A 20316-nucleotide genomic window follows, 5' to 3' on the forward strand; every position below is an offset into this window, starting at 1 on the left:
CCGCCGGCCGTCGCCGAGGTGCCGCAGCCCGACGGGCCCGAGGGGTCCGCCCGGCGCGACGGGGCGCAGACCGCTCGGCACGGCGCGACCTGTCAGCGACCGAGCACGAGGCTCATGGCCTCGGCGCGGGTGGCGGCGTCGCGCATCTGTCCCCGGACGGCGCTCGTCGTGGTGCGCGACCCCGGCTTGCGCACCCCGCGCATCGACATGCAGAGGTGCTCGCAGTCCACGACGACGATGACGCCGCTCGGGCGCAGCACCTCCACGAGCGCGTCGGCGATCTGGGTCGTCAGCCGCTCCTGCACCTGCGGCCGCCGCGCGTACACGTCGACCAGCCGCGCGAGCTTCGACAACCCGGTGATGCGACCGTCCGGGCCGGGGATGTAGCCGACGTGCGCCACGCCGTGGAACGGCACCAGGTGGTGCTCGCACGTCGAGTACACCTCGATGTCCCGCACCAGCACCATCTCCTGGTGCCCGAGGTCGAACGTCGTCGTCAGGGCGTCCTTCGGGTCCATGAACAGGCCGGCGAACATCTCGCGGTAGGCGCGGGCGACGCGGGCGGGCGTGTCGCGCAGCCCCTCGCGCGTCGGGTCCTCCCCGATCGCGAGCAGCAGCTCGCTGATCGCCGCCTCCACGCGCGCGGCGTCGTACGGGCGCACGGCGCGTCCGTCGCTGGACACCGGCCCGATCACCGAGACGGGCTCGTCGGCGGCCGCCATGTCACACCTGCTCGGCGCCCGCGTCGATGGTCTCGTCGACCTTCTGGCGCCGCTCGCCGTTCTGCCCGTCGACGGAGCCGTGGCCGTTGAGCGCCGCGGCCTGCTCGGCGGCCGTCAGCACCGGGCCGGCGCCCACCGACCGCTCCTCGCTCGACAGCCACACCTCGCGCTCCGGCCGCTTGCGGACGTCCGCGAAGATCACCGCGAGCTCCTCGGCGTTGAGCGTCTCCTTCTCCAGGAGGGCGAGCACCAGCCGGTCGAGGAGGTCGCGGTTCTCCGTCAGCACCGCCCACGCCTCGTCGTGCGCCCGCTCGACGAGCTGGCGGACCTCGACGTCGATGACGGAGGCGACGTCCTCGGAGTAGTCGCGCTGGTGGCCGACGTCGCGGCCGAGGAACACCTCGGACGACTCCTGGCCCAGCTTGACGGCGCCCAGCGTCGCGCTCATGCCGAACTGCGTGACCATCTTGCGGGCGGTGTCGGTCGCCTTCTCGATGTCGTTGCTCGCCCCGCTCGTCGGGTCGTGGAACACGAGCTCCTCGGCGACGCGGCCGCCCATCGCGTAGGCCAGCTGGTCGAGCAGCTCGTTGCGCGTCACGGAGTACTTGTCCTCGAGCGGCATGACCATCGTGTAGCCGAGGGCCCGGCCGCGCGGCAGGATCGTCACCTTCGTCACCGGGTCGGTGTAGCGCAGCGCCGACGCGACCAGGGCGTGCCCGCCCTCGTGGTACGCGGTGATCTTCTTGTCCTTGTCGCTCATGACGCGCGTGCGCTTCTGCGGCCCGGCGACGACGCGGTCGATGGCCTCGTCGAGCGCGTGGTCGTCGATGACGCGGGCGCTCTGGCGCGCGGTGAGCAGCGCGGCCTCGTTGAGCACGTTGGCCAGGTCCGCGCCGGTGAAGCCGGGCGTGCGACGAGCGACGGCGGTGAGGTCGACGGCCGGGGCCATCGGCTTGCCCTTGGCGTGGACGTTGAGGATGTGCTCGCGGCCCTTGAGGTCCGGCGGGTCGACCGCGACCTGCCGGTCGAAGCGCCCGGGACGCAGCAGGGCGGGGTCGAGGATGTCCGGCCGGTTGGTGGCGGCGATCATGATGACGTTCGTCTTGACGTCGAACCCGTCCATCTCGACGAGCATCTGGTTGAGCGTCTGCTCCCGCTCGTCGTGCCCGCCGCCCAGGCCCGCGCCGCGGTGGCGGCCGACGGCGTCGATCTCGTCGACGAAGATGATCGCCGGCGCGTTCTGCTTCGCCTGGTCGAACAGGTCACGGACGCGGCTGGCACCGACGCCGACGAACATCTCGACGAAGTCCGAGCCGGAGATCGAGTAGAACGGGACGCCCGCCTCGCCGGCGACGGCCCGGGCCAGCAGCGTCTTCCCGGTGCCGGGCGGGCCGTAGAGCAGCACGCCCTTGGGGATCTTGGCGCCGACCGCCTGGAACTTGGCGGGTTCGGAGAGGAACTCCTTGATCTCCTGGAGCTCCTCGACGGCCTCGTCGACCCCGGCGACGTCGGCGAACGTCACCTGCGGCGACTCCTTGCTGACGAGCTTCGCGCGGGACTTGCCGAAGCTCATCACGCGGTTGCCGCCACCCTGCATGTTCGACATGAGGAACCAGAACAGCCCCAGGATGATGACGAACGGCAGCAGCAGCCCGAGCAGGCTGGACCACCACGACGTCTGCGGGTTGACCGCGTCAAAGCCCTTGGCGAGGTCCGCCGACGTCACCGCCTGGACCACCTGCGGACCCATCGGGGCGACGTAGAAGAACTGGACCTGCTTGCCGTAGTCGTGGCCGTTCTTGGTGAAGTCCGAGGTGAGAGTCAGGTCGACGCGCTGGACGCCGTCGGTGATCCTCGCCTGCTCGACCGTGGTCGGCTTTGCCGCGAGCAGCGCGAGCCCGTCCGACGCGTCGATCTTCTGGGACGAGGGCGCGTTCAGGGTGCTGAACGCGAGCAGGATCAGCACGATGGCGAGGACCACCCAGAGGATCGGTCCGCGGGCGAGGCGCTTGAAGTTCATGGGCGATCGGGGCGGGGCCCCTCATCCTCCTGTGTCAGGGACGCTGGCCTCGACGGTACACGGACTTTTCAAGGGTTCCCTTGGTGTTCGCCAAGGGCTCACGAGCTCCCCACGCCGCGCGTACGGCGGCCGGGGCCGTCGGTGGCGTCAGCCCGCGTAGACGTGCGGCGCGAGGGTCCCGACGAACGGCAGGTTCCGGTACTTCTCGGCGTAGTCCAGGCCGTAGCCGACGACGAACTCCGAGGGGATGTCGAAACCGACGTACTTGACCTCGACGTCGACCTTCGCGGCGTCCGGCTTGCGCAGCAGGGCGGCGACCTCGACGCTCGCCGGGCCGCGCGAGCGCAGGTTGGACAGCAGCCACGACAGGGTGAGTCCCGAGTCGACGATGTCCTCGACGATGAGCACGTGCCGGCCGATGAGGTCGGTGTCGAGGTCCTTGAGGATGCGGACCACGCCGCTCGACTTGGTGCCCGAGCCGTACGACGAGACGGCCATCCAGTCCATCTGGATCGGCGTGTGCACGCGGCGCGCCAGGTCGGCCATCACCATGACGGCGCCCTTGAGCACGCCGACGAGCAGCAGCTCGGTGCCCACGTGGTCGGCGTCGATCTGCGCCGCCATCTCGTCGAGCCGGGCATGCAGCTGCTCCTGCGTGAGGAGCACGCGCTCCAGGTCCGAGCCCATGTCTGCGGCGTCCACCCTGTTACCTGCCTACTCCCGTGTCGTCCCTCGCTGCAGGAAGAGCCTGCCACACCGCCGGGCCGCCTCCAGCCCGCCGGGAAGCGCCACCGGGCCCTGCCCGTGCCAGCCGACGACGAGCGCGTCGAGCGCGAGCACGTGCGCGCGGCCGAGGGCACCAGGCGTGGCGCCGGCCGCGAGCGCGGCCGCGTGCAGCGCCGCCCGCCGCAGCCCGTCGGGCGCACCGGCCAGCACGCCGACGTCCCACCCCACGCCGGCTCCCCCGGCGTCCCCACGTTCGGTCGCCATGGCAGCCACAGGTGCGGTTCCCGCAGCGGGGGAGGTGGCGGCGCGGGCGAGGAGGTCGGCGGCGAGCTCGTCGAGCGCGTCCGCCTGCTCGCGGGTGAGATCGGCCGTGCGCGCCAGCGCCGCCGTGACGCCGGGGCCGAGCACCTCCTCGAGCGCGGGCATGGCCTCGCCGCGCACCCGTGACCGGAGGTTGCGTCCGGCCGTGTTGGTCGGGTCGTGCCACGGCTCGAGACCCTGGGCCACGCATGCCTCGAGTGTCTGCGCCCGGGTGATCCCGAGCAGGGGCCGCCGGTAGGGGCCCGCCACCGGCGCCATGCCCGCGAGCGAGCGCGGCCCCGAGCCGCGGGCCAGCCCCAGCAGCACCGTCTCCGCCTGGTCGTCGCGCGTGTGGCCCAGGAGGACCGCGGCCGCGCCGGTCTCGTCGGCCACGGCGGACAGCGCCGCGTACCGGGCCTCGCGCGCCGCCGCCTCCGGGCCGCCCGGCCCGGCCACGGCCACACGCCGCACGACGACCGGGGCCAGGCCCAGCGCCCGGCAGGCCGTGGCGGCGCGGGCCGCGACCTCGTCGGACGCCGCCTGCAGCGCATGGTCCACGACGACCGCGCCGGCCCGCAGGCCGGCGCGCGGACCGACGAAGGCGAGGCCGGCCGCCAGCGCGAGGGAGTCCGGGCCGCCGGAGCAGGCGACGAGGACGAGCGAGCCGGCCGGCAGGCCGGCCAGCGCGCGCCGCACCGCCACGCGCACGGCGGCGACGGCGGGTGCGGGACCGGTCACGTGCCCATGCTCCCGGATGACCGCGCCGCGCGCGGCACAGCCCGCCCGTCCCGCGAGCCCGCCGGCTGGGAGCCGGCGCGCGCGGTCGGGTGTGTCGACTCGGTTCGGGCGTGCCCGGCGGGTCCACCGACTCGGGGCGGGTGCGCCCGGCGGGGTCCGCCGACTCGGTGCTTCGGCGCCGGTTCGGTAGATAGATGCACCGATCCGGCGCGAAACCACCGACGTGGCGCGAGCTGAGACCACCGCGCGGCGCGAAACCACCGACGTGGCGCGGGCGCCGAGATCGACGTGCGGCGCCGAGGCCACCGGGGTGACCACCAGGCGTGGTGCGCGCGGTGCGCGCGGTGTCAGGGGTGGACGCGGGCCACCCAGAGCGACGGGTCGGCGATCTCGGCCGCGGTTGGCAACGTCTCGGACGACTCCCACACCGCGTCGAACCCCGCCCCGACGCGGTCGCGCACGCCGCGCACGAACGCGGCGCCGTCGCGGTACTGCGCCAGCTTGAGGTCCATCCCCAGCAGCCGGCGCGCCAGCCCCGCGGGACCGACCGAGGTCGCGGCGGACTGCCGGCGGGCCTCGAACCGGCGCCGGATGGTCGCCACCGACGGCACCACCGCGGGCCCCACCTGGTCCATCGTCACGTCGGCATGCCCCTCCATGAGGGCCATCACCGCGCCGACCTCGTCGAACGCCGCGCGCTGCGGCGGCGACAGCAGGCCGAGCAGCCCGCCGCCCTCCTGCCCCGTGAGCGCCTTCGCGACGGCGCCGACGACCGTCCCGAGGTCGCCCGTGCCGAACACCTTGTCCGGACCGAGGTCCTCGAGCAGCGACTCCATCCGCCCCCGCAGGTGGGTGGCCAGCCAGGGCGCGACCGCGAACTGGAGCGCGTGCGTCTGCTCGTGCAGCGCCACCCAGAGGCGGAAGTCGGAGGCGTCCACCTCCAGGCGACGGGCGACCTCGAGCACGTTGGGCGCGACGAGCAGCAGCCGGCCCTCGGCCGACCCGAAGGGGTCGAACTGGCCGAGCACGCGCCCGGCCAGCAGGGCCAGCACGCCGCCGACCTGCAGCCCCGCGGTCGCCCGCGTCGCGGGCGACGTGCGACCGGCCAGCGCGGTCAGCGGCGCCGTCAGCGCCGCCAGCGACTGCGTGTTCCCCTTGGCCCAGCCCGCACGGTCGACGACGAGCACGGGCGCGGGCCAGCGCGCGCCGTCCGCGGGCTGCAGGCCGGTCACGGCGACGACCTCGTCGGCGGCCCGTGCCGCCACCGCACGCAGCTCGACGACCAGCGTGGCGAGCTCGTCGTGCGTCCCGGTGGGACCGGGCGGGGCCAGCCGGGCGGCGACCGACGCGGCGAGGTCCCAGTCGACGGGTGCCGTGGCGTCGGCGGAAGCAGCCATGCCCGCCACCGTAACCGACCCGGCCGAACGGGCTACCGGCAGCCGCAGCCGACGAGGCCCTCGATGAACGGGTCGATGACCCGGCGTGGCGGCTCCTGGCCGATGGCGCCGGTCGCGTCCGCCATCACGGCGAAGGCCAGCTGCCGGCCGTCGGCGGTGGTCAGCGTCCCCGCCAGGCTCGTCACGCTCGGCAGGCTGCCGGTCTTGGCACGCACCTCGCCGCTGGCGGGGGTGCCGATGAACCGGTCGGACAGGGTCCCCGTCAGCCCGGCGATGGGGACGCCCGCGGCGATGTCGCGCAGGGCCGGGCGCTTCGGGTCCTGCGACGCGAGCACGACGCCGACCAGCGTGCGCGGCGTGATCCCCGAACCGGCGTCCAGGCCCGAGCAGTCGGACAGGTGGTCGCCGGCGGTCTCGATGCCGAGCGTGCCGAGCGCGTGGAGCACGCCCTGCGTCGCGCCGCCGAAGCTCGCGGGCAGGCCCTGGCCCACCGCGACCAGCCGGCCGAGCACCTCGGCGATCGTGTTGTCCGAGGTGGTCAGCGCGTACCGGACGACGTCGCCGAGCGGCGCCGAGTCCACCTGCCCGAGGACGCGCGCGCCCGACGGCGCCGTGCCGCGCGTCGGCGACCCGCTCACCGTGATGCCGGCCTCCGCGAGCCGTTGGGCGAACACCTTCCCCGCGTTCATCGCGGGGTCGGTGAAGCGCGGCACGTACTCGCCGTCCTTCGTCTTGGCGATGTTGACGGCGATCGACGCGATCGGGGCGACGTAGCCGAGGTTGACCTCCGACGCGGTCCAGCCCGGCGCCAGCCCCGGGCCGGAGAACAAGGTGTCGTCGACGCGCAGCCGCACGGTCGTCGTGCCCCGGAGCTTGAGGTCCTTGGCGACCTGGTCGGCGAGGTCCGCCATCCCGGCGTGCCCGACGACGGCGGCGGGGTCGCCAGCGCCGGCCGCCAGCATCATGTCGCCGCCGCCCCGCAGCACGAGCTCGTCGGCGCTGCCGCCCGCGAGCACCGTCGTCGGCAAGGTGCCCCGCGGGTCCAGGGTGCCCAGCGCCGCCGTGGCCGTGAGCAGCTTGGCGGTGGACGCGGGGACGCGGGCCTCGTCCGGCAGGTGCGTGGCCAGCACCTCGCCGCTGAGGCGGTCGGCGACGACGACGCCCGTCGTCGGGCCGAGGGCGGCGTTCGCCACGAGTGCGTCCACGCGAGCCTGGAGGACCCCCGCCGCCGGCATCGGCGCGTTCGGGTCGGGCTCCGTGAGGACGGGCGCCGCGGCCGCACGCGCGGCCGCCACACCGGGTGCCGCGGGGAACGGCAGGGCCGGTGGCGGCGGGGCGGCCAGCGTCAGCCCGCCGGGGACCAGGTCGTACGCGTCGGCGACGACGTAGGCGCCGGCGGCGAGCACGACGACGAGCAGCCCGGTGCCCACGACCTTGCCCGCTCTGCCCATCACACCCTCACCGCTCGTCGACCGGCAGCGGCCGGCGGCGGTGGAGGCGCCGCCGTGCGTCACACTACTGTCAGACCATCGGCACGCACCGGGCCGTCACGGCGTGCCGCCCGCCGCCGGCTGACGCCCGGCCCGGTGACGGAGAGGGAGAACCGTGGAGTTCGACGTCACGATCGAGATCCCCAAGGGGCAGCGCAACAAGTACGAGGTCGACCACGCCACCGGGCGGATCCGGCTGGACCGGATGCTCTTCACCTCGACGCGCTACCCCGACGACTACGGCTTCATCGAGGGGACTCTCGGCGAGGACGGCGACCCGCTGGACGCCCTGGTGCTGCTGGAGGAGCCGACCTTCCCCGGCTGCCTCATCCGCTGCCGCGCGCTCGGCATGTTCCGCATGCGCGACGAGAACGGCGGCGACGACAAGGTGCTGTGCGTGCCGACCGGTGACCAGCGCGCCGCCTGGCGCCAGGACATCGACGACGTCTCGGACTTCCACCGCCTGGAGATCCAGCACTTCTTCGAGGTCTACAAGGACCTCGAGCCCGGCAAGTCGGTCGAGGGCGCCCACTGGGTGGGCCGCGCCGAGGCGGAGGCCGAGATCGAGCGCTCCCGTCAGCGCGCCATCGACGCGGGCTACGTCACGCACTGACCCGAGCCGGCCGCCGACGAGCGCGGCTGGACCCAACCGGCGCATTCCAGCGGGATGGGCGCGCCGTCAGAGCGAGCCTCGCGCCCGGCCCACCGGCATCGGCGACGAGGACGTCTCGCGCATGTCCGCCCGGTGTACGCCCGTCAGGCGGACGCCCACGGGACGACCGCCTCGGTGCGCGGTCGACCCGCCCCTGCGCGGGTGGCGCGGGCTACGGACGCCCGGCGTACGGCATGGTGCCGGACCAGCGCATCGACGTGACGCGCAGGGGGACGCCGGGCCGCGACGCCTCCACGATCTGGCCGTTGCCGGCCCACATCGCCACGTGGTACACGGCGTTCGGGTCGGAGGGGTCGTCGGACCAGAACACCAGGTCACCGGGGCGCAAGTCGGCGTAGGCGATCTTCAGCACCTGCTTGTACTGGTCGGCCGCGACGCGGTTGATGACAACGCCGGCCTGCCGCCACGCCCACTGGGTGAGGCCGGAGCAGTCGTAGCCGGTGGGACCGACGCCGCCCCAGATGTACGGCTTGCCCAGCTGCGTCTCCGCGAAACCGACCGCCGCCTGGCCCTGAGCGGCGGTGCCCAGCGAGCGGCCGGTGCCCAGGCCGTAGGCGCCGCCCGACGAACCGGTGCCCGATCCGGTGCCCGACGAGCCGCTCGTACCGGTTCCCGAGCCGGTGTCCGTGCCCGTGCCACCTGTCGACCCGGTGCCGCCCGTCGTGCCGCCGCCGGTGGTCCCGGTGCCGTCGGTGGTGCCGCCGCCCGTGGTGCCGCCGCCCGTGGTCCCGGTGCCGTCGGTGGTGCCGCCGCCCGTGGTCCCGGTCCCGCCGGTCGTCGTGCCGCCGGTCGTCCCGGTGCCGCCTGTCGTCCCGCCGCCGGTCGTCCCGCCGCCGGTCGTCGTGCCCGACGAACCCGCGCCGCCCGAGGTCGTGGCGCCGGTCGTCCCCCCGGCCGGCTGCTGCGCGAGCCGGGCGGCCTTCGCGGCGTCCTCCTGCCGCTGCCGGTTCTGGGCGTCGATGGAGTCCTGCCGTGCCTGCTCCACGGCCACGCTCGTCTGCTGCGCCGCGGCGAGCTTCGCGATGAGGCTGGTGCGCTCGGCGGCGGCAGCCGCGACCTGGGCGTCGGCGTCGGTCTGCGTCTTCTGCGCCGCCTGGAGGGCGGCCTGCGCGTCGGACTGCTTGGCCGAGGCGACCTTCGCGGCGTCGTCGGCCCGCTGGCGCAGCGTCTGCGCGACGAGCTGCGCCGCCCGGTACTGCTGGACCGTCTCGTCGGCCTTGCCGGTCAGCCGCGACAGGTCGGCCGTGCGCTGGGCGACGTCCTGGAACCCGTTGGCCGAGAGCAGGGCCTCGATGGCGTCGATCGAGCCGCCGGAGCGGGCCATCTCGCGCGCGTAGGCCATGAGGTTCTGGCGGGCCTGCTCGGCGTCCGCGTCGGCCTGGTGCGCGCGCGTCGCGGCGTCGTCGGCGGTCTGCTGGGCCGCCTGGGCGGCCGAGAGCGCCCCCGCGTACACCTCACCGGCCTTGCCGACGGCGACCTGGGCGTCGTCGGCGACCGCCGCGAGCTGCGCGAGGCGGACCTCCATCGCGGCGACGTCGGCGCCGGCGGACTGCACGGCCGCCTGCGCCCGCTGGACGCCCTGCGCGCTCGGCGGAGTCGGCGTGGGCGCCGGTGCGGCGGTGGCCGAGAGCGGCGAGCCGACGAGCAGGGCGCCGCACAGTCCAGCAGCCGCGAGTGCGCGTCGCGGGCGGCCCTTGGGGGAACCGCCGGCGTGGGTTCGAGCCGAGCCCGACGAGGTGACGAGCGCCCGTGCCGCGGCGCCGGGACGGCCGAGGCCGCGGGCCGCTCGCTCGTCGTGCGTCGTCACGACACGGCACGCTACCTGCGCAAATCCCAGAAGTGAACTCCAGCAACACGAACAACATGAGTCACACGCATGTCATTCAGGACGGAACGGACAGCCTGTCGCCGCGGCGGCCCGGGGCCGCGCTGGCCGCGGCGCACAGGACCCGGCCGGCTGGGCGCGGAGGCCGACGGAATCCGTGCGCGCCCGCCGCCGTGGACCGCGTCGCACCACGAGTCCGACGAGCGCGCGGAGCGCACCCTCACCGTTCGAGCGTGCCCTCGTCGTCGACGTGCGCGCGCCTCGGGTGCGGCAGCCCGGCTGCGCCCGCTGACACGGCACCGCTCTCCTCGCTCCTCCCGGCGCGACCCCCCGGGCTGCGCCCGGCCCGCCGGTACACCGCCACCTCGGGCTCGACAGGCGCGACCGGCGCGAGCGCCTGGAACGTGCGGCCGGCGTGGAGGCATCGCACCCGCCGGTCCTGATCGCCCAGCCCCTCGACGAGCGGGGTACCACCGCCGCGCAGCGACCAGTGCCACCGGTAGTCGACGGTCAGCCGAACGCCGAGCTCGAGGCCCGCGGCGCGGGTGAGCACCTCCTCAAGGCCGGACCGTGCGGAGGCCACCGTCGGGTAGGCGACGGCAGAGCGAGCGAGCCCGCGTCCGTTGGGGCTGACGAGTCGCCACCACACGCCGTCCTCGCCGTCGAAGCGATAGAGCTGGAACACGGGCGCCACGAGGCTGCCACCTCCCTGCACCCCGGTGGGTTGCGTCGCGACGATGCAACCGGACCCCGCCGCCGCCGTGAACGACCTGGAAGTGACGAAGGGGCGAATACCCGACGACGCGTCGGCCGCCGGCACCAGGTGCCAGGCCACGACTCCGGGGCGTCCATGTTCCTCGCAGCACGTTCCCGAATGGTGAGACACCCATGTCGCCCACCGGACCGTGCCGTTTAGTCTCGGGCCATGTTCACCTGCCGAATGTGTCGCTGACCGCACACGTTCGGCTGTGCCCGCGGGCCGGTCGCGCCCGCTGAGGCGCTCCGCCTGCACCGAGCCAGGGCTCGACGTGTGCCACACCCCCCACCCCCGCGGGTCGGTCGTCGGCTGCACGCCTTCCTCGTCCTCGCGGGATCCGCCCCCGCCCGAACGACCCGAAGCGAGCAGACCGATGAGCAACGAGAACTGGAACTTCGAGACCCGCCAGATCCACGCCGGCCAGGTGCCGGACCCCGCCACCGGGGCCCGGGCGCTGCCGATCTACCAGACGACGTCCTACGTCTTCGACTCCGCGCAGCAGGCGGCCGACCGGTTCGCCCTCAAGGACCTCGGCCCCATCTACACGCGCATCGGCAACCCCACGCAGGAGGTCGTCGAGAGCCGGATCGCCTCCCTCGAGGGCGGCGTCGGCGCGCTCCTCGTCTCCTCCGGCCAGTCGGCGTCGACGTTCGCGATCCTCAACGTCGCGGAGGCCGGCGACCACATCGTCTCCAGCGCCTCGCTCTACGGCGGCACCTACAACCTGCTGCACTACACGCTCCCCAAGCTCGGCATCGAGACCACCTTCGTCAACAACCCGCACGACCCCGACGAGTGGCGTGCTGCGATCCGTCCCAACACCAAGGCGTTCTACGGCGAGACGATCCCCAACCCGAAGTCCGACGTCCTGGACATCGAGACCGTCGCCGGCGTCGCGCACGAGTACGGCGTCCCGCTCATCGTCGACAACACCGTGGCCACGCCTTACCTGATCAACCCCATCCAGTGGGGCGCGGACGTCGTCGTGCACTCCGCGACGAAGTACCTCGGCGGGCACGGCTCGGCCATCGGCGGCGTGATCGTCGACGCCGGCACGTTCGACTACGCCCAGTACAAGGACCGGTTCCCCGGCTTCAACCAGCCCGACCCCTCGTACCACGGCCTGGTCATCGCCGAGGCGCTCGGGGTCGGCTCGGCCTTCGGCGCGAACCTCTCCTACATCCTCAAGGCGCGCATCCAGCTGCTGCGCGACCTGGGCGCCGCGATCTCACCCTTCAACGCGTTCCTCATCGCGCAGGGCATCGAGACGCTGTCGCTGCGGGTGGAGCGGCACGTCGCCAACGCGCAGAAGGTCGCCGAGTGGCTCGCCGCGCGCGACGACGTGACGACCGTGCACTACGCCGGCCTCGAGACCAGCCCGTGGCACGCCAACCAGCTGAAGTACGCGCCGCGCGGCGCGGGCGCCGTGCTGGCGTTCGAGCTGCCCGGCGGCAGCGAGGCCGGCCAGGCGTTCGCCTCCGCGCTGGAGCTGCACTCGAACGTCGCGAACATCGGCGACGTCCGCTCGCTCGTCATCCACCCGGCGTCGACGACGCACTCGCAGCTGACCCCCGAGGAGCAGGCGCTGTCCGGCGTGACGCCCGGGCTCGTCCGCCTCGCGGTCGGCATCGAGCACATCGACGACATCCTGGCCGACCTCGAGGCGGGCTTCCGCGCCGCCAAGGGAGCGTGAGCCACACCATGACCGACGGCACGCCGACCCCGCTCCCGGACCGCTCCTCCTCACGGTCCGGGGCGGGGGAGGCGCGCCGTGGCGCACCCCTCTCGCGCCTCCCGCTGTCGCGGCGCCCCCCGGTGCCGGCGTCCGCCGCGTGGCGGGAGGGCGACCCGGTCGGGTGTCGCCGGTTCGCCGCGCTCGGCCCCCTCGAGCTCGAGGGCGGCGGCCGCCTGCCGGCGGTCACCATCGCCTATGAGACCTGGGGCACGCTGGCCGCCGACGGCTCCAACGCCGTGCTCGTCTTGCACGCCCTCACCGGCGACTCGCACGTCACCGGCCACGCCGGCGAAGGCCACCCCACCGCGGGGTGGTGGTCGTCGCTCGTCGGCCCCGGCGCGCCCATCGACACCGACCGCTGGTTCGTCGTGGCGCCCAACGTCCTCGGCGGCTGCCAGGGCTCCACCGGCCCCTCGTCGACCGCGCCCGACGGCCGGCCGTGGGGCTCCCGGTTCCCGATCCTCACCGTCCGCGACCAGGTCGCGGCCGAGGTGGCGCTGGCCGACCACCTCGGGATCGAGCGGTGGGCACTCGTCGTCGGCGGGTCGATGGGTGGGCACCGGGTGCTGGAGTGGGCCGTGTCGGCGCCCTCGCGCGTCGCGGCGATCGCCGTCATCGCGTCGACCGCGCAGACCTCCGGCGACCAGATCGCCTCGTTCCACACCCAGATCGGCGCGATCCAGGCCGACTCCTGCTTCCACGGCGGGGACTACTACGACGAGCCCGACGGCTTCGGCCCGCACGTGGGGCTCGGCATCGCGCGGCAGATCGCGCACCAGACCTATCGGTCCGCCCTGGAGCTCGACGAGCGCTTCGGCCGCATTCCGCAGGGCGAGGAGGAGCCGCTGGCCGGTGGCCGCTTCGCGGTGCAGTCCTACCTCGACCACCACGGGGACAAGCTGACGCGGCGCTTCGACGCCAACACCTACGTGGTGCTGAACCGGGCCATGATCACGCACGACCTCGGCCGCGACCGCGGCGGGGTCGAGGCGGCCCTGGCGTCCATCACCGCGCGGGCGCTCGTGGTGGCGGTCGACTCCGACCGGCTCTTCCTGCCGGAGCAGTCCGAGCGGATCGCCCGCGGCATCCCGTCTGCGGGGCACGTGCGGTACGTCCACTCCCCGTACGGGCATGACGGCTTCCTCATCGAGGAGGCCCAGGTGGGCGCCCTGGTGGCGACGTTCCTCGCCGACGAGGTCCCCGCGACCTGACCCGTCGCGGCCCTCCTGGCCTACGAGGTCCCGCGACCTGACCCGTCGCAGCCGCAGGGCTGCACAGCGGCGCGAATCGCCACGTCGACCGCACCCAGTCCTGCCAGCCGGCGCGAGCCGACAGGTCCCGCCGCCCGCCCCTCTCCTCTCCTCACCGCCGAGCGCCACCGCTGTTCGCCGAGCGCCACTGTTGTTCGCCGAGCGCCACCGAAACTCCCCCCGCACTGGGCGAACGACTGCGGCACTCGACGAGATGGACCACACCGGGTGATGCCGGCCGCTCCGCGCGATGCGCTGAAGCTTCAGCTGGACGCCAGCGACGCGCCGGCCCGGCCTCGCGTCCGCTCGTCGTCGAGCGCCACGGTTGTGCGCCGAGCGCCGCCGTAACTCCCCCCGCAGTGGGCGAACGACTGCGGCACTCGACGAGATGGACCACACCGGGTGATGCCGGCCGCTCCGCGCGATGCGCTGAAGCTCGGGCTGGAAGGTCGCGACGAGCGGTGGTCACGCGGCGGCACGGGCGAGATGTCCGCTTTGACTCGCCCATCCGGGTGACGGGCGAGCCCTCCTGTTGATAACCCGCCCGGCGCCCGTGCCGCTGTGCCATGGTGCGCCGGTGTCCCGGCGTACGACGACGAGGGTCACCCTCGTGGCAGCGAGCGTCCTGATGGTGGCGGTCGCGCCCCTCGTCGCGTGCGCGGCGCCACCCACCTCGGCCGTGCGTGCATCGGAGCCGGCACCGATCCCGACGACTCCGTCGGGATCGGTGTCGCCGAGCCCCTCGGACGTGCCGACGCCCACGCCCACCTGGCCGCCCCAGGTGGCACTGCCGACGCCGCCCCCGGAAATGTCCCGAGCGGACGAGGCCGGCGCCATCGCCGCGGCCAGTTACTACATGACCGACCTGTACGTCTATACGGAGATGAGTCAAGACACCACTCGGTGGCGGGCGATGAGCCATCGGGATTGCGTCTTCTGCGCGAGCATCCTGAAGGACATAGCCGCGCTGCAGTCGGAGGGCCAATTCACCATTGTCGCTCCGATCAGAGTAAGCCGGATCTCGGCCCAGGCGCTGAGCCCGGCGGTGTTCAGCGTCACCATCGACATGACCACCGGTCCGGACGAGGACTTCACGAAGGGTGGCGGGTCCCTCGGCCGGACAACGGAAGACTCTGGCACGGCGACGGTGATCGTGATTCGGCAAGGAACTGAGTGGATTACCCGTGGCGTCGACCTAACGAGGCGCCGTTGATTGGGGTAGTGAAGGTCACATTAGGTGTCATGGTTGCGCTTATGGCGGGTCCGCCGGATGACGGCTCGCGTCATTCCCACCTCTGGGCAGACGCGTTCGATGACGCTGTACAGGTTGGCGCGTCGTCGGCACCGGGAGCATTCGGCACCGAGGAAGAGGCCTCTGTCGCGACGCCCGCGGCGCACCTGCGGTGGATGCGGGCGCCCGTCTGCCCGCGGGGCGGCACCTCGCTCGGGGCGCTCACCCCGTGCATCGGCGACCCCGTGGTGCCGCTGCCCGAGTGCGGTGACCGCGCCACCCTCCCGGACCTCTGGGAGCAGACGGCCCCCGAGGCGGTCGTCGGGGCGTGGCGCCACATCGGGCCGCCGGTGTGCGCGTCGGCCGCCGACATCACGCCCGGCATGGTCCTGTCCGCCTTCCGGAGGCTGCCGCTGGCGCCGAGCCCGCTCGTCGTGCAGCCCGACCGCGGCTGGGTGCTGGTGAACAAGCCGACCGTGGTCTATGCCGTCGGTGGCCTGCAGACGCTCACGACGACCATCCTCGGCACCGCCGTCACCATCACCGCCATGCCGACGAGCTTCGCCTGGGACTTCGGCGACGGCGCGACCCTGACCACGACAGACCCGGGCGCCCCGTGGCCGGTGGGGACCCTGACGCACACGTACACCCGCATCGGCCGGCTCGACGTCGTTCTCACCACCACGTGGTCGGCGACCTACACGGTGGCCGGCGACCCGGCGGTGCACGACGTGCCGGGGACTGCGACGACGGTGTCGAGCTCCCGGCTCGAGGTCCGGGAGCGCCGCGCCTACCTCGTCGGGACGAGCTGCGCCGAGGACCCGGCCGCTGCCGGCTGCTGATTCGCCCGTCGGCCCACCTGGGCGTTGACCCGCCCGTCGGCCCACCCGGGCGCTCCGCCCGTCCGCCCACCGGGGGCGAGCCCTCATCCGGCCATCCGAACGCCTTACCGTGCATACAAGGCTGACGCGCCGTGCATGCACGGCGACAGTTGCGCCGTGCCCCGCCCCAGCGAGCCCGAGCTCGAGCGAAAGCTCGCCGAGGCCCTCGCGGAGCGGCTGCGGGCGTTGCGCGCACCCACGGGCATGTCGCAGGAGCAGGTCGCCCAGGCTGCCGGCATCCACCGCAACCACTACCAGCTGCTGGAGTCGGCGCTCTCCGACCGCAGGAAACGGACCCCGGCGAACCCGCGCCTCTCGACGCTCGTCGCGCTCTGCCGCGTGTACCGGACGACCGTGCCCGACCTGGTCGTCGACATCTTCCGACCGACGCCCGACGCGCCCGGCGTCGAGTACGACGAGACCGGCCACTGACCCGACGACGGCGCACGGGCACGACCAGCGCCGAGCTGAAGGGCGCACACCCGGGGGACGGACCGCCTCAGCCGCGACGCATCGCCCCGAGCGGAAGGCGACGCTGCACCGAGGCGCGCCGGCCCTGGCGGAGAGGCTCCGCTCCGGAGGCACGCCGGCCGGGGCACCCCGCTAGGTTGACCTCGTGCTCGCCGCCGTTGCCGCCCGGACCGACCCCGACGACCCGCTCTCCGCGCTCGAGGTCGGCGACGTCCCCGAGCCGGTGGCCCGCGACGGCTGGACCACGGTCGAGGTCAGGGCCGCCGCCCTCAACCACCACGACCTCTGGTCGCTCCGCGGCGTCGGGCTGAGCGGCGACCGGCTCCCCATGGTCCTCGGCTGCGACGGGGCGGGCGTCACCGAGGGCGGCCGCGAGGTCGTCGTGCACGCGGTGATCGGGGGCCCGGGCGCGCCGACCGGCCAGGCCGTCGCGAACGACGAGCCCCGCAGCCTCCTCACCGAGCGCTACCCCGGCACGCTCGCCGAGCGCGTGAGCGTGCCCACCACCAACCTCGTCGACAAGCCGTCGGCCCTCAGCTGGGAGCACGCCGCCTGCCTCCCCACGGCCTACCTCACCGCGTACCGCGCCCTCTTCCGGTCGGGCCGGGCACAGCCCGGCCAGCGCGTGCTGGTGCAGGGGGCCGGTGGCGGGTTCGCCACCGCAGCGACGATCCTCGGCGCGGCCGCCGGTCTGGACGTCACGGTGACCAGCCGTGATGCGACGAAGCGGGAGCGGGCGCTGGCCCTGGGCGCGGCGGCGGCGGTCGAGTCCGGCGCGCGGATCCCCCGCGTCGACCTGGTGCTCGAGTCGGTCGGGGCCGCGACGTGGGGCCACACCATGCGGTCGGTGCGGCCGGGTGGCACGGTCGTGGTCGTCGGCGCCACTTCGGGCGATCCCTCGCCCATGGAGGTCAGCCGCCTCTTCTTCCAGGAGATCACCGTCACCGGCGCCACCATGGGGTCGCGCGACGAGCTGGCGCAGCTCGTCGCCTTCGTCGCGCGCACCGGCATCGAGCCGCCGGTGGACTCGTCGTACGCGCTGAAGGACGCGCACGACGCGTTCGTGCGGCTCGCGAGCGGGCACCACTTCGGCAAGGTCGTCGTCCGGCCGTGAGCGCCTGGCGGCCGGACGTCCTGGGCGAGCCGTTCGAGGCCCGCACCCTGCACCTGGCCGACGACGACGAGGGCCCGGTCGTCGCGACGCTCGTCCGCTACGCCCCGCCCACCGAGGAGCCGCTGCGCGCGGCTCGCGTGGTGCTCTACGTCCACGGCTGGTCGGACTACTTCTTCCAGCGCGGACTGGCGGAGTACTGGCACGCCCGGGGTGCCGCCTTCTACGCCCTCGACCTGCGCAAGTACGGCCGCAGCCTGCGCGACGGCCAGACCCCCGGCTACGTCCAGGACCTGCGGACGTACGACGAAGACCTCGACGCCGCCCTCGCGGTGATCCGCTCCGCGCACGGCGCCGCCGCTCGGCTGCTCGTCATGGGCCACTCCACCGGCGGGTTGGTGAGCGTGCTCTGGGCCTCCCGGCGCCCGGGCGACGTCGCCGCCATGGTGCTCAACAGCCCGTGGCTGGAGCTGCAGGGCTCGTCGATCCTGCGCCACGTCTCCGGGCCCGCGATCCGGCAGCTGGCGTCGTTCCAGCCGAAGGCGGCCCTGCCGAACATCGACCCCGGGTTCTACGCGCGCAGCAACCGCGCCGACGAGGGCGGCGAGTGGACGTACGACGAGGCCTGGCGGCCCGTCCCGTCGTTCCCCGTGCGCGCCGGGTGGCTGCACGCCATCATGGCCGGCCACGCCGCGGTCGCCAGGGGGCTCGACGTCGAGGCGCCGATCCTCACCCTCGTGTCGGCGCGCAGCCTGATCTCGCCGCGCTGGTCGGAGGAGATGCGCTCGGCGGACATCGTGCTCGACGTCGAGCTCATCGCCCGACGGGCCGTGCAGCTCGGGCCGGTGGTGACGGTGGTGCGGATCGCGGGCGGGCTGCACGACCTCGCCCTGTCGGCGCCGCCCGTGCGGGCACGGTTCTACGCCGAGATCGACCGCTGGCTCGCCGGCTACGGCTGGGGCTGACACGCCCCGAACGCGACTCCGGTGAGCCCTGGACCGTGATCGACGACCCCAGGCGCACCGGAGTCGCCGGCGGGCGGGCTTGAGGGCGGCCGCGAGGGCCGGCCGGTCAGCGGCCGGTGACCTCGGCCAGCGTCAGGCCGCCGTCGCCGAGCCGCCATGTGCGCCAGCCGTCGACGGCGCCCTCGCTGTGCGCGGCGCGCGCCGCGGCGAGGTCGGGGTCGGCGAACAGCGCGCCGTCGGCGAGCTGGATGAGACCGTCGGGCCGCAGGGTCGCCTCGAGACGCTGACCGCGGCGCACACGCAGCCAGACGAGCGCCGCGGGCGCCCGCACCGCCGCGGCCAGCTGCACCAGCTCGGGCAGGGCGGCGCTCGTGGTGAGGTAGCCGAACGTGCCGGGCAGCGCCACGGGGGACACCGCCGGGGCGGCGCCGAGGAACGGCGACCCGCCCTCTGAGGCCGCGTGACCGGTATCCGCGCGCGCGACGAGGGGCGACGCCGGGGACCTCGCCGGCATCGGTGCCGGTGCCCGCTCCGGGCGTGCCGACGCCGTCATGAGGGCGGCGAGCGTCGACGCCGGCCGGGCCGCCGGGGCGGTGGGCCGGTCGAGCGTCGCGGCGGGCCGGGCCGCGGGCGTGCCCGGCCTTCCCAGCGGCGAGCGGCCCGGGATCGTCGGCGGCTGGGTCGGGATGAACGGGGGCTCGGGTCGCTCGTCGTCCAGCGGAACGGGGACCTGGCTGCCGCCCGAGTGCGCGCCCTGGACCAACCGCAGCGACGTCGGTTCGGCGGGGCGCCGCGCGGCCTCGTACTCCGCCAGCGGCGAGACGTCGAGCAGCCGCCGGCCGTCGGGGCCGCGCATGACGCCGACCTGCAGCACCTTGACCGGCCAGCCCGGGCCGCGCACCGCGGCCAGCGTGTCGACCGACTCGGCCGCCACCTCGGAGCACACCAGGACGAGCCGTGTGCCGTGCCGCAGGTCGGCGGGCCGGGCGAAGGGGACCTGGTCGCGGAACGCCGCGTAATCGGCGGCGAACCGGTCCGGGTCCGGGTGGTAGGCACGGGCGAGGTCGGCGGTCGTCAGGCGCGCGGCGGCACCGGCGTGGCGCAACGCGTCGACGATCGCGCCGTCGTCGACCACCTGCGCGACCTCGAGGATGACGGGCCGGCCGGTGACGTCGAGGGCGAGCATCTCGGGGACGTCGGCGTGCTCGGGCATCGCGGAACGGGCGCGGACGGCGAACAGCGGCTCGCCGACGACGGCCGGCAGGTGCTCGCTCAGCAGGCTGCGGACCTCGCCGAGGAACGTCCCGGCCAGCGGCTGCATCGGCTGCACGAGGCGCGGCCGACCGCTGTCGGGCTCGAAGATCGGCATCCCCGTAGTCCTCCCGCGGCGCGCGTGGGCTGCGCGCCGCCCATACCTTCCCATAAGGGACGAGTCGTCCCGGGGAACCTCGAACTTCGGACCGGGCGTGTCCACCCTCCGGGATGACCCGCGGGCCGCGCGTGGCTGCCGGCGGCGTCAGTGCTCCGAGAGGAGCCGCTCCACGCGCTCGACCTTCGCCGCCATCTCGCCGACATGGCCGGGCCGGATGTCGGCCTTGAGGACGAGCGAGACGCGGGCGGCGCCGCGGCCGGCCGCCTCGGTGGCGCGCCGGACCACGTCCATCACCTCGTCCCACTCCCCTTCGATCGTCGTGAACATCGAGTCGGTGCGATTCGGCAGCCCCGACTCGCGGACGACGCGCACGGCGTCGGCGACGGCCTGGGACACGGACTCACCGACCCCCATCGGGGACACGGAGAAGGCGACGAGCATGCGCCCACCCTGCCGCACCGAGGGCCCCGAGCGCATGGTTGGTCACCGAGCTCGACGGTTCCGGGCGCCGCAAAGGTCGATCTGGCCGACGAATGATGCGCTCGCCGGTGTGGCGGCCGAGCGGCGAGCGGCGACGCGGCGACGCGGCGAGCGCATGGTTGGTCACCGAACTCGACGGTTCCGGGCGCCGCAAAGGTCGATCTGGCCGACG

18 protein-coding genes are annotated in these 20316 nt (G+C 74.3%); 8 read left to right on the plus strand and 10 right to left on the minus strand.

Annotated features, from left to right (window positions below; all coding sequences use genetic code 11):
• Positions 1-92: 92 nt before the first annotated feature.
• From folE to dacB, 6 genes are all read right to left on the minus strand, one after another.
• Entirely contained in the window at positions 93-722 is a 630-nt protein-coding gene (folE, locus tag BGO37_RS07120; RefSeq protein WP_291753487.1) for a GTP cyclohydrolase I FolE, read from the minus strand.
• A gap of 1 nt (position 723) precedes the next feature.
• Positions 724-2742 carry an ATP-dependent zinc metalloprotease FtsH gene (gene ftsH / locus BGO37_RS07125; RefSeq protein WP_291753488.1) on the minus strand — a complete coding sequence of 673 codons (2019 nt, stop codon included), beginning with the start codon at positions 2740-2742 and terminating at the stop codon, positions 724-726.
• A gap of 147 nt (positions 2743-2889) precedes the next feature.
• Positions 2890-3444 (minus strand): hypoxanthine phosphoribosyltransferase, encoded by a 555-nt coding sequence (gene hpt / locus BGO37_RS07130; protein ID WP_291753489.1) that lies wholly within the window; start codon positions 3442-3444, stop codon positions 2890-2892.
• Between the two features lie 12 nt (positions 3445-3456).
• On the minus strand, positions 3457-4506 hold the full coding sequence (gene tilS / locus BGO37_RS07135) for a tRNA lysidine(34) synthetase TilS (protein WP_291753490.1): 1050 nt from the start codon (positions 4504-4506) through the stop codon (positions 3457-3459).
• Between the two features lie 347 nt (positions 4507-4853).
• Positions 4854-5903, minus strand: coding sequence for a zinc-dependent metalloprotease (locus BGO37_RS07140; RefSeq protein WP_291753492.1), 1050 nt, complete (start codon positions 5901-5903; stop codon positions 4854-4856).
• A 32-nt stretch (positions 5904-5935) separates the two neighbouring features.
• Positions 5936-7354: a D-alanyl-D-alanine carboxypeptidase/D-alanyl-D-alanine-endopeptidase gene (gene dacB / locus BGO37_RS07145; protein ID WP_291753493.1), complete on the minus strand. Its 1419-nt coding sequence runs from the start codon at positions 7352-7354 to the stop codon at positions 5936-5938.
• A 154-nt stretch (positions 7355-7508) separates the two neighbouring features.
• On the opposite strand from dacB, the gene BGO37_RS07150 reads away from it, so the two are divergent.
• Entirely contained in the window at positions 7509-8006 is a 498-nt protein-coding gene (locus BGO37_RS07150; RefSeq protein ID WP_291753494.1) for an inorganic diphosphatase, read from the plus strand.
• Between the two features lie 211 nt (positions 8007-8217).
• Here BGO37_RS07150 and BGO37_RS07155 read toward each other — a convergent pair whose 3' ends face one another.
• Together BGO37_RS07155 and BGO37_RS07160 are read right to left on the minus strand one after the other, a co-directional pair.
• Entirely contained in the window at positions 8218-9873 is a 1656-nt protein-coding gene (locus tag BGO37_RS07155) for a C40 family peptidase (RefSeq protein WP_291753496.1), read from the minus strand.
• Positions 9874-10111: 238 nt separating this feature from the next.
• A complete protein-coding gene (locus BGO37_RS07160) occupies positions 10112-10585 on the minus strand; it encodes a hypothetical protein (RefSeq protein ID WP_291753498.1) in 474 nt (157 codons plus the stop codon).
• Between the two features lie 436 nt (positions 10586-11021).
• Between BGO37_RS07160 and BGO37_RS07165 the strand changes: the two genes are divergently transcribed.
• The 7 genes from BGO37_RS07165 to BGO37_RS07195 all read left to right on the plus strand — a co-directional run bounded on the left by BGO37_RS07165 (position 11022) and on the right by BGO37_RS07195 (position 18292).
• The gene (locus tag BGO37_RS07165; RefSeq protein WP_291753499.1) at positions 11022-12341 is read left to right on the plus strand and encodes a bifunctional o-acetylhomoserine/o-acetylserine sulfhydrylase; all 1320 of its coding nucleotides are present in this window, start codon (positions 11022-11024) and stop codon (positions 12339-12341) included.
• Between the two features lie 8 nt (positions 12342-12349).
• The gene (locus BGO37_RS07170; protein WP_291753501.1) at positions 12350-13594 is read left to right on the plus strand and encodes a homoserine O-acetyltransferase; all 1245 of its coding nucleotides are present in this window, start codon (positions 12350-12352) and stop codon (positions 13592-13594) included.
• 649 nt (positions 13595-14243) lie between these two features.
• Complete coding sequence (locus BGO37_RS07175; protein WP_291753503.1) at positions 14244-14846, plus strand: DUF6318 family protein; 603 nt, start codon at positions 14244-14246, stop codon at positions 14844-14846.
• A gap of 194 nt (positions 14847-15040) precedes the next feature.
• On the plus strand, positions 15041-15706 hold the full coding sequence (locus BGO37_RS07180) for a hypothetical protein (protein WP_291753505.1): 666 nt from the start codon (positions 15041-15043) through the stop codon (positions 15704-15706).
• Between the two features lie 156 nt (positions 15707-15862).
• Positions 15863-16177, plus strand: a complete 315-nt coding sequence (locus tag BGO37_RS07185) for a helix-turn-helix transcriptional regulator (RefSeq protein ID WP_291753506.1) — start codon at positions 15863-15865, stop codon at positions 16175-16177.
• Between the two features lie 184 nt (positions 16178-16361).
• A complete protein-coding gene (locus BGO37_RS07190) occupies positions 16362-17330 on the plus strand; it encodes a zinc-binding dehydrogenase (protein WP_291753508.1) in 969 nt (322 codons plus the stop codon).
• On the plus strand, positions 17327-18292 hold the full coding sequence (locus BGO37_RS07195) for an alpha/beta hydrolase (RefSeq protein WP_291753510.1): 966 nt from the start codon (positions 17327-17329) through the stop codon (positions 18290-18292). The genes BGO37_RS07190 and BGO37_RS07195 overlap by 4 nt, the downstream gene beginning before the upstream one ends.
• Positions 18293-18398: 106 nt before the next feature.
• On the opposite strand, the gene BGO37_RS07200 is transcribed toward BGO37_RS07195, so the two are convergent.
• Positions 18399-19661: a hypothetical protein gene (locus tag BGO37_RS07200; protein WP_291753512.1), complete on the minus strand. Its 1263-nt coding sequence runs from the start codon at positions 19659-19661 to the stop codon at positions 18399-18401.
• Between the two features lie 147 nt (positions 19662-19808).
• On the minus strand, positions 19809-20105 hold the full coding sequence (locus BGO37_RS07205; protein WP_291753514.1) for an MTH1187 family thiamine-binding protein: 297 nt from the start codon (positions 20103-20105) through the stop codon (positions 19809-19811).
• Positions 20106-20316 lie beyond the last annotated feature (211 nt).

It is taken from the genome of Cellulomonas sp. 73-92, from assembly GCF_001898175.1.
Taxonomy (GTDB): Bacteria; Actinomycetota; Actinomycetes; order Actinomycetales; family Cellulomonadaceae; genus Cellulomonas.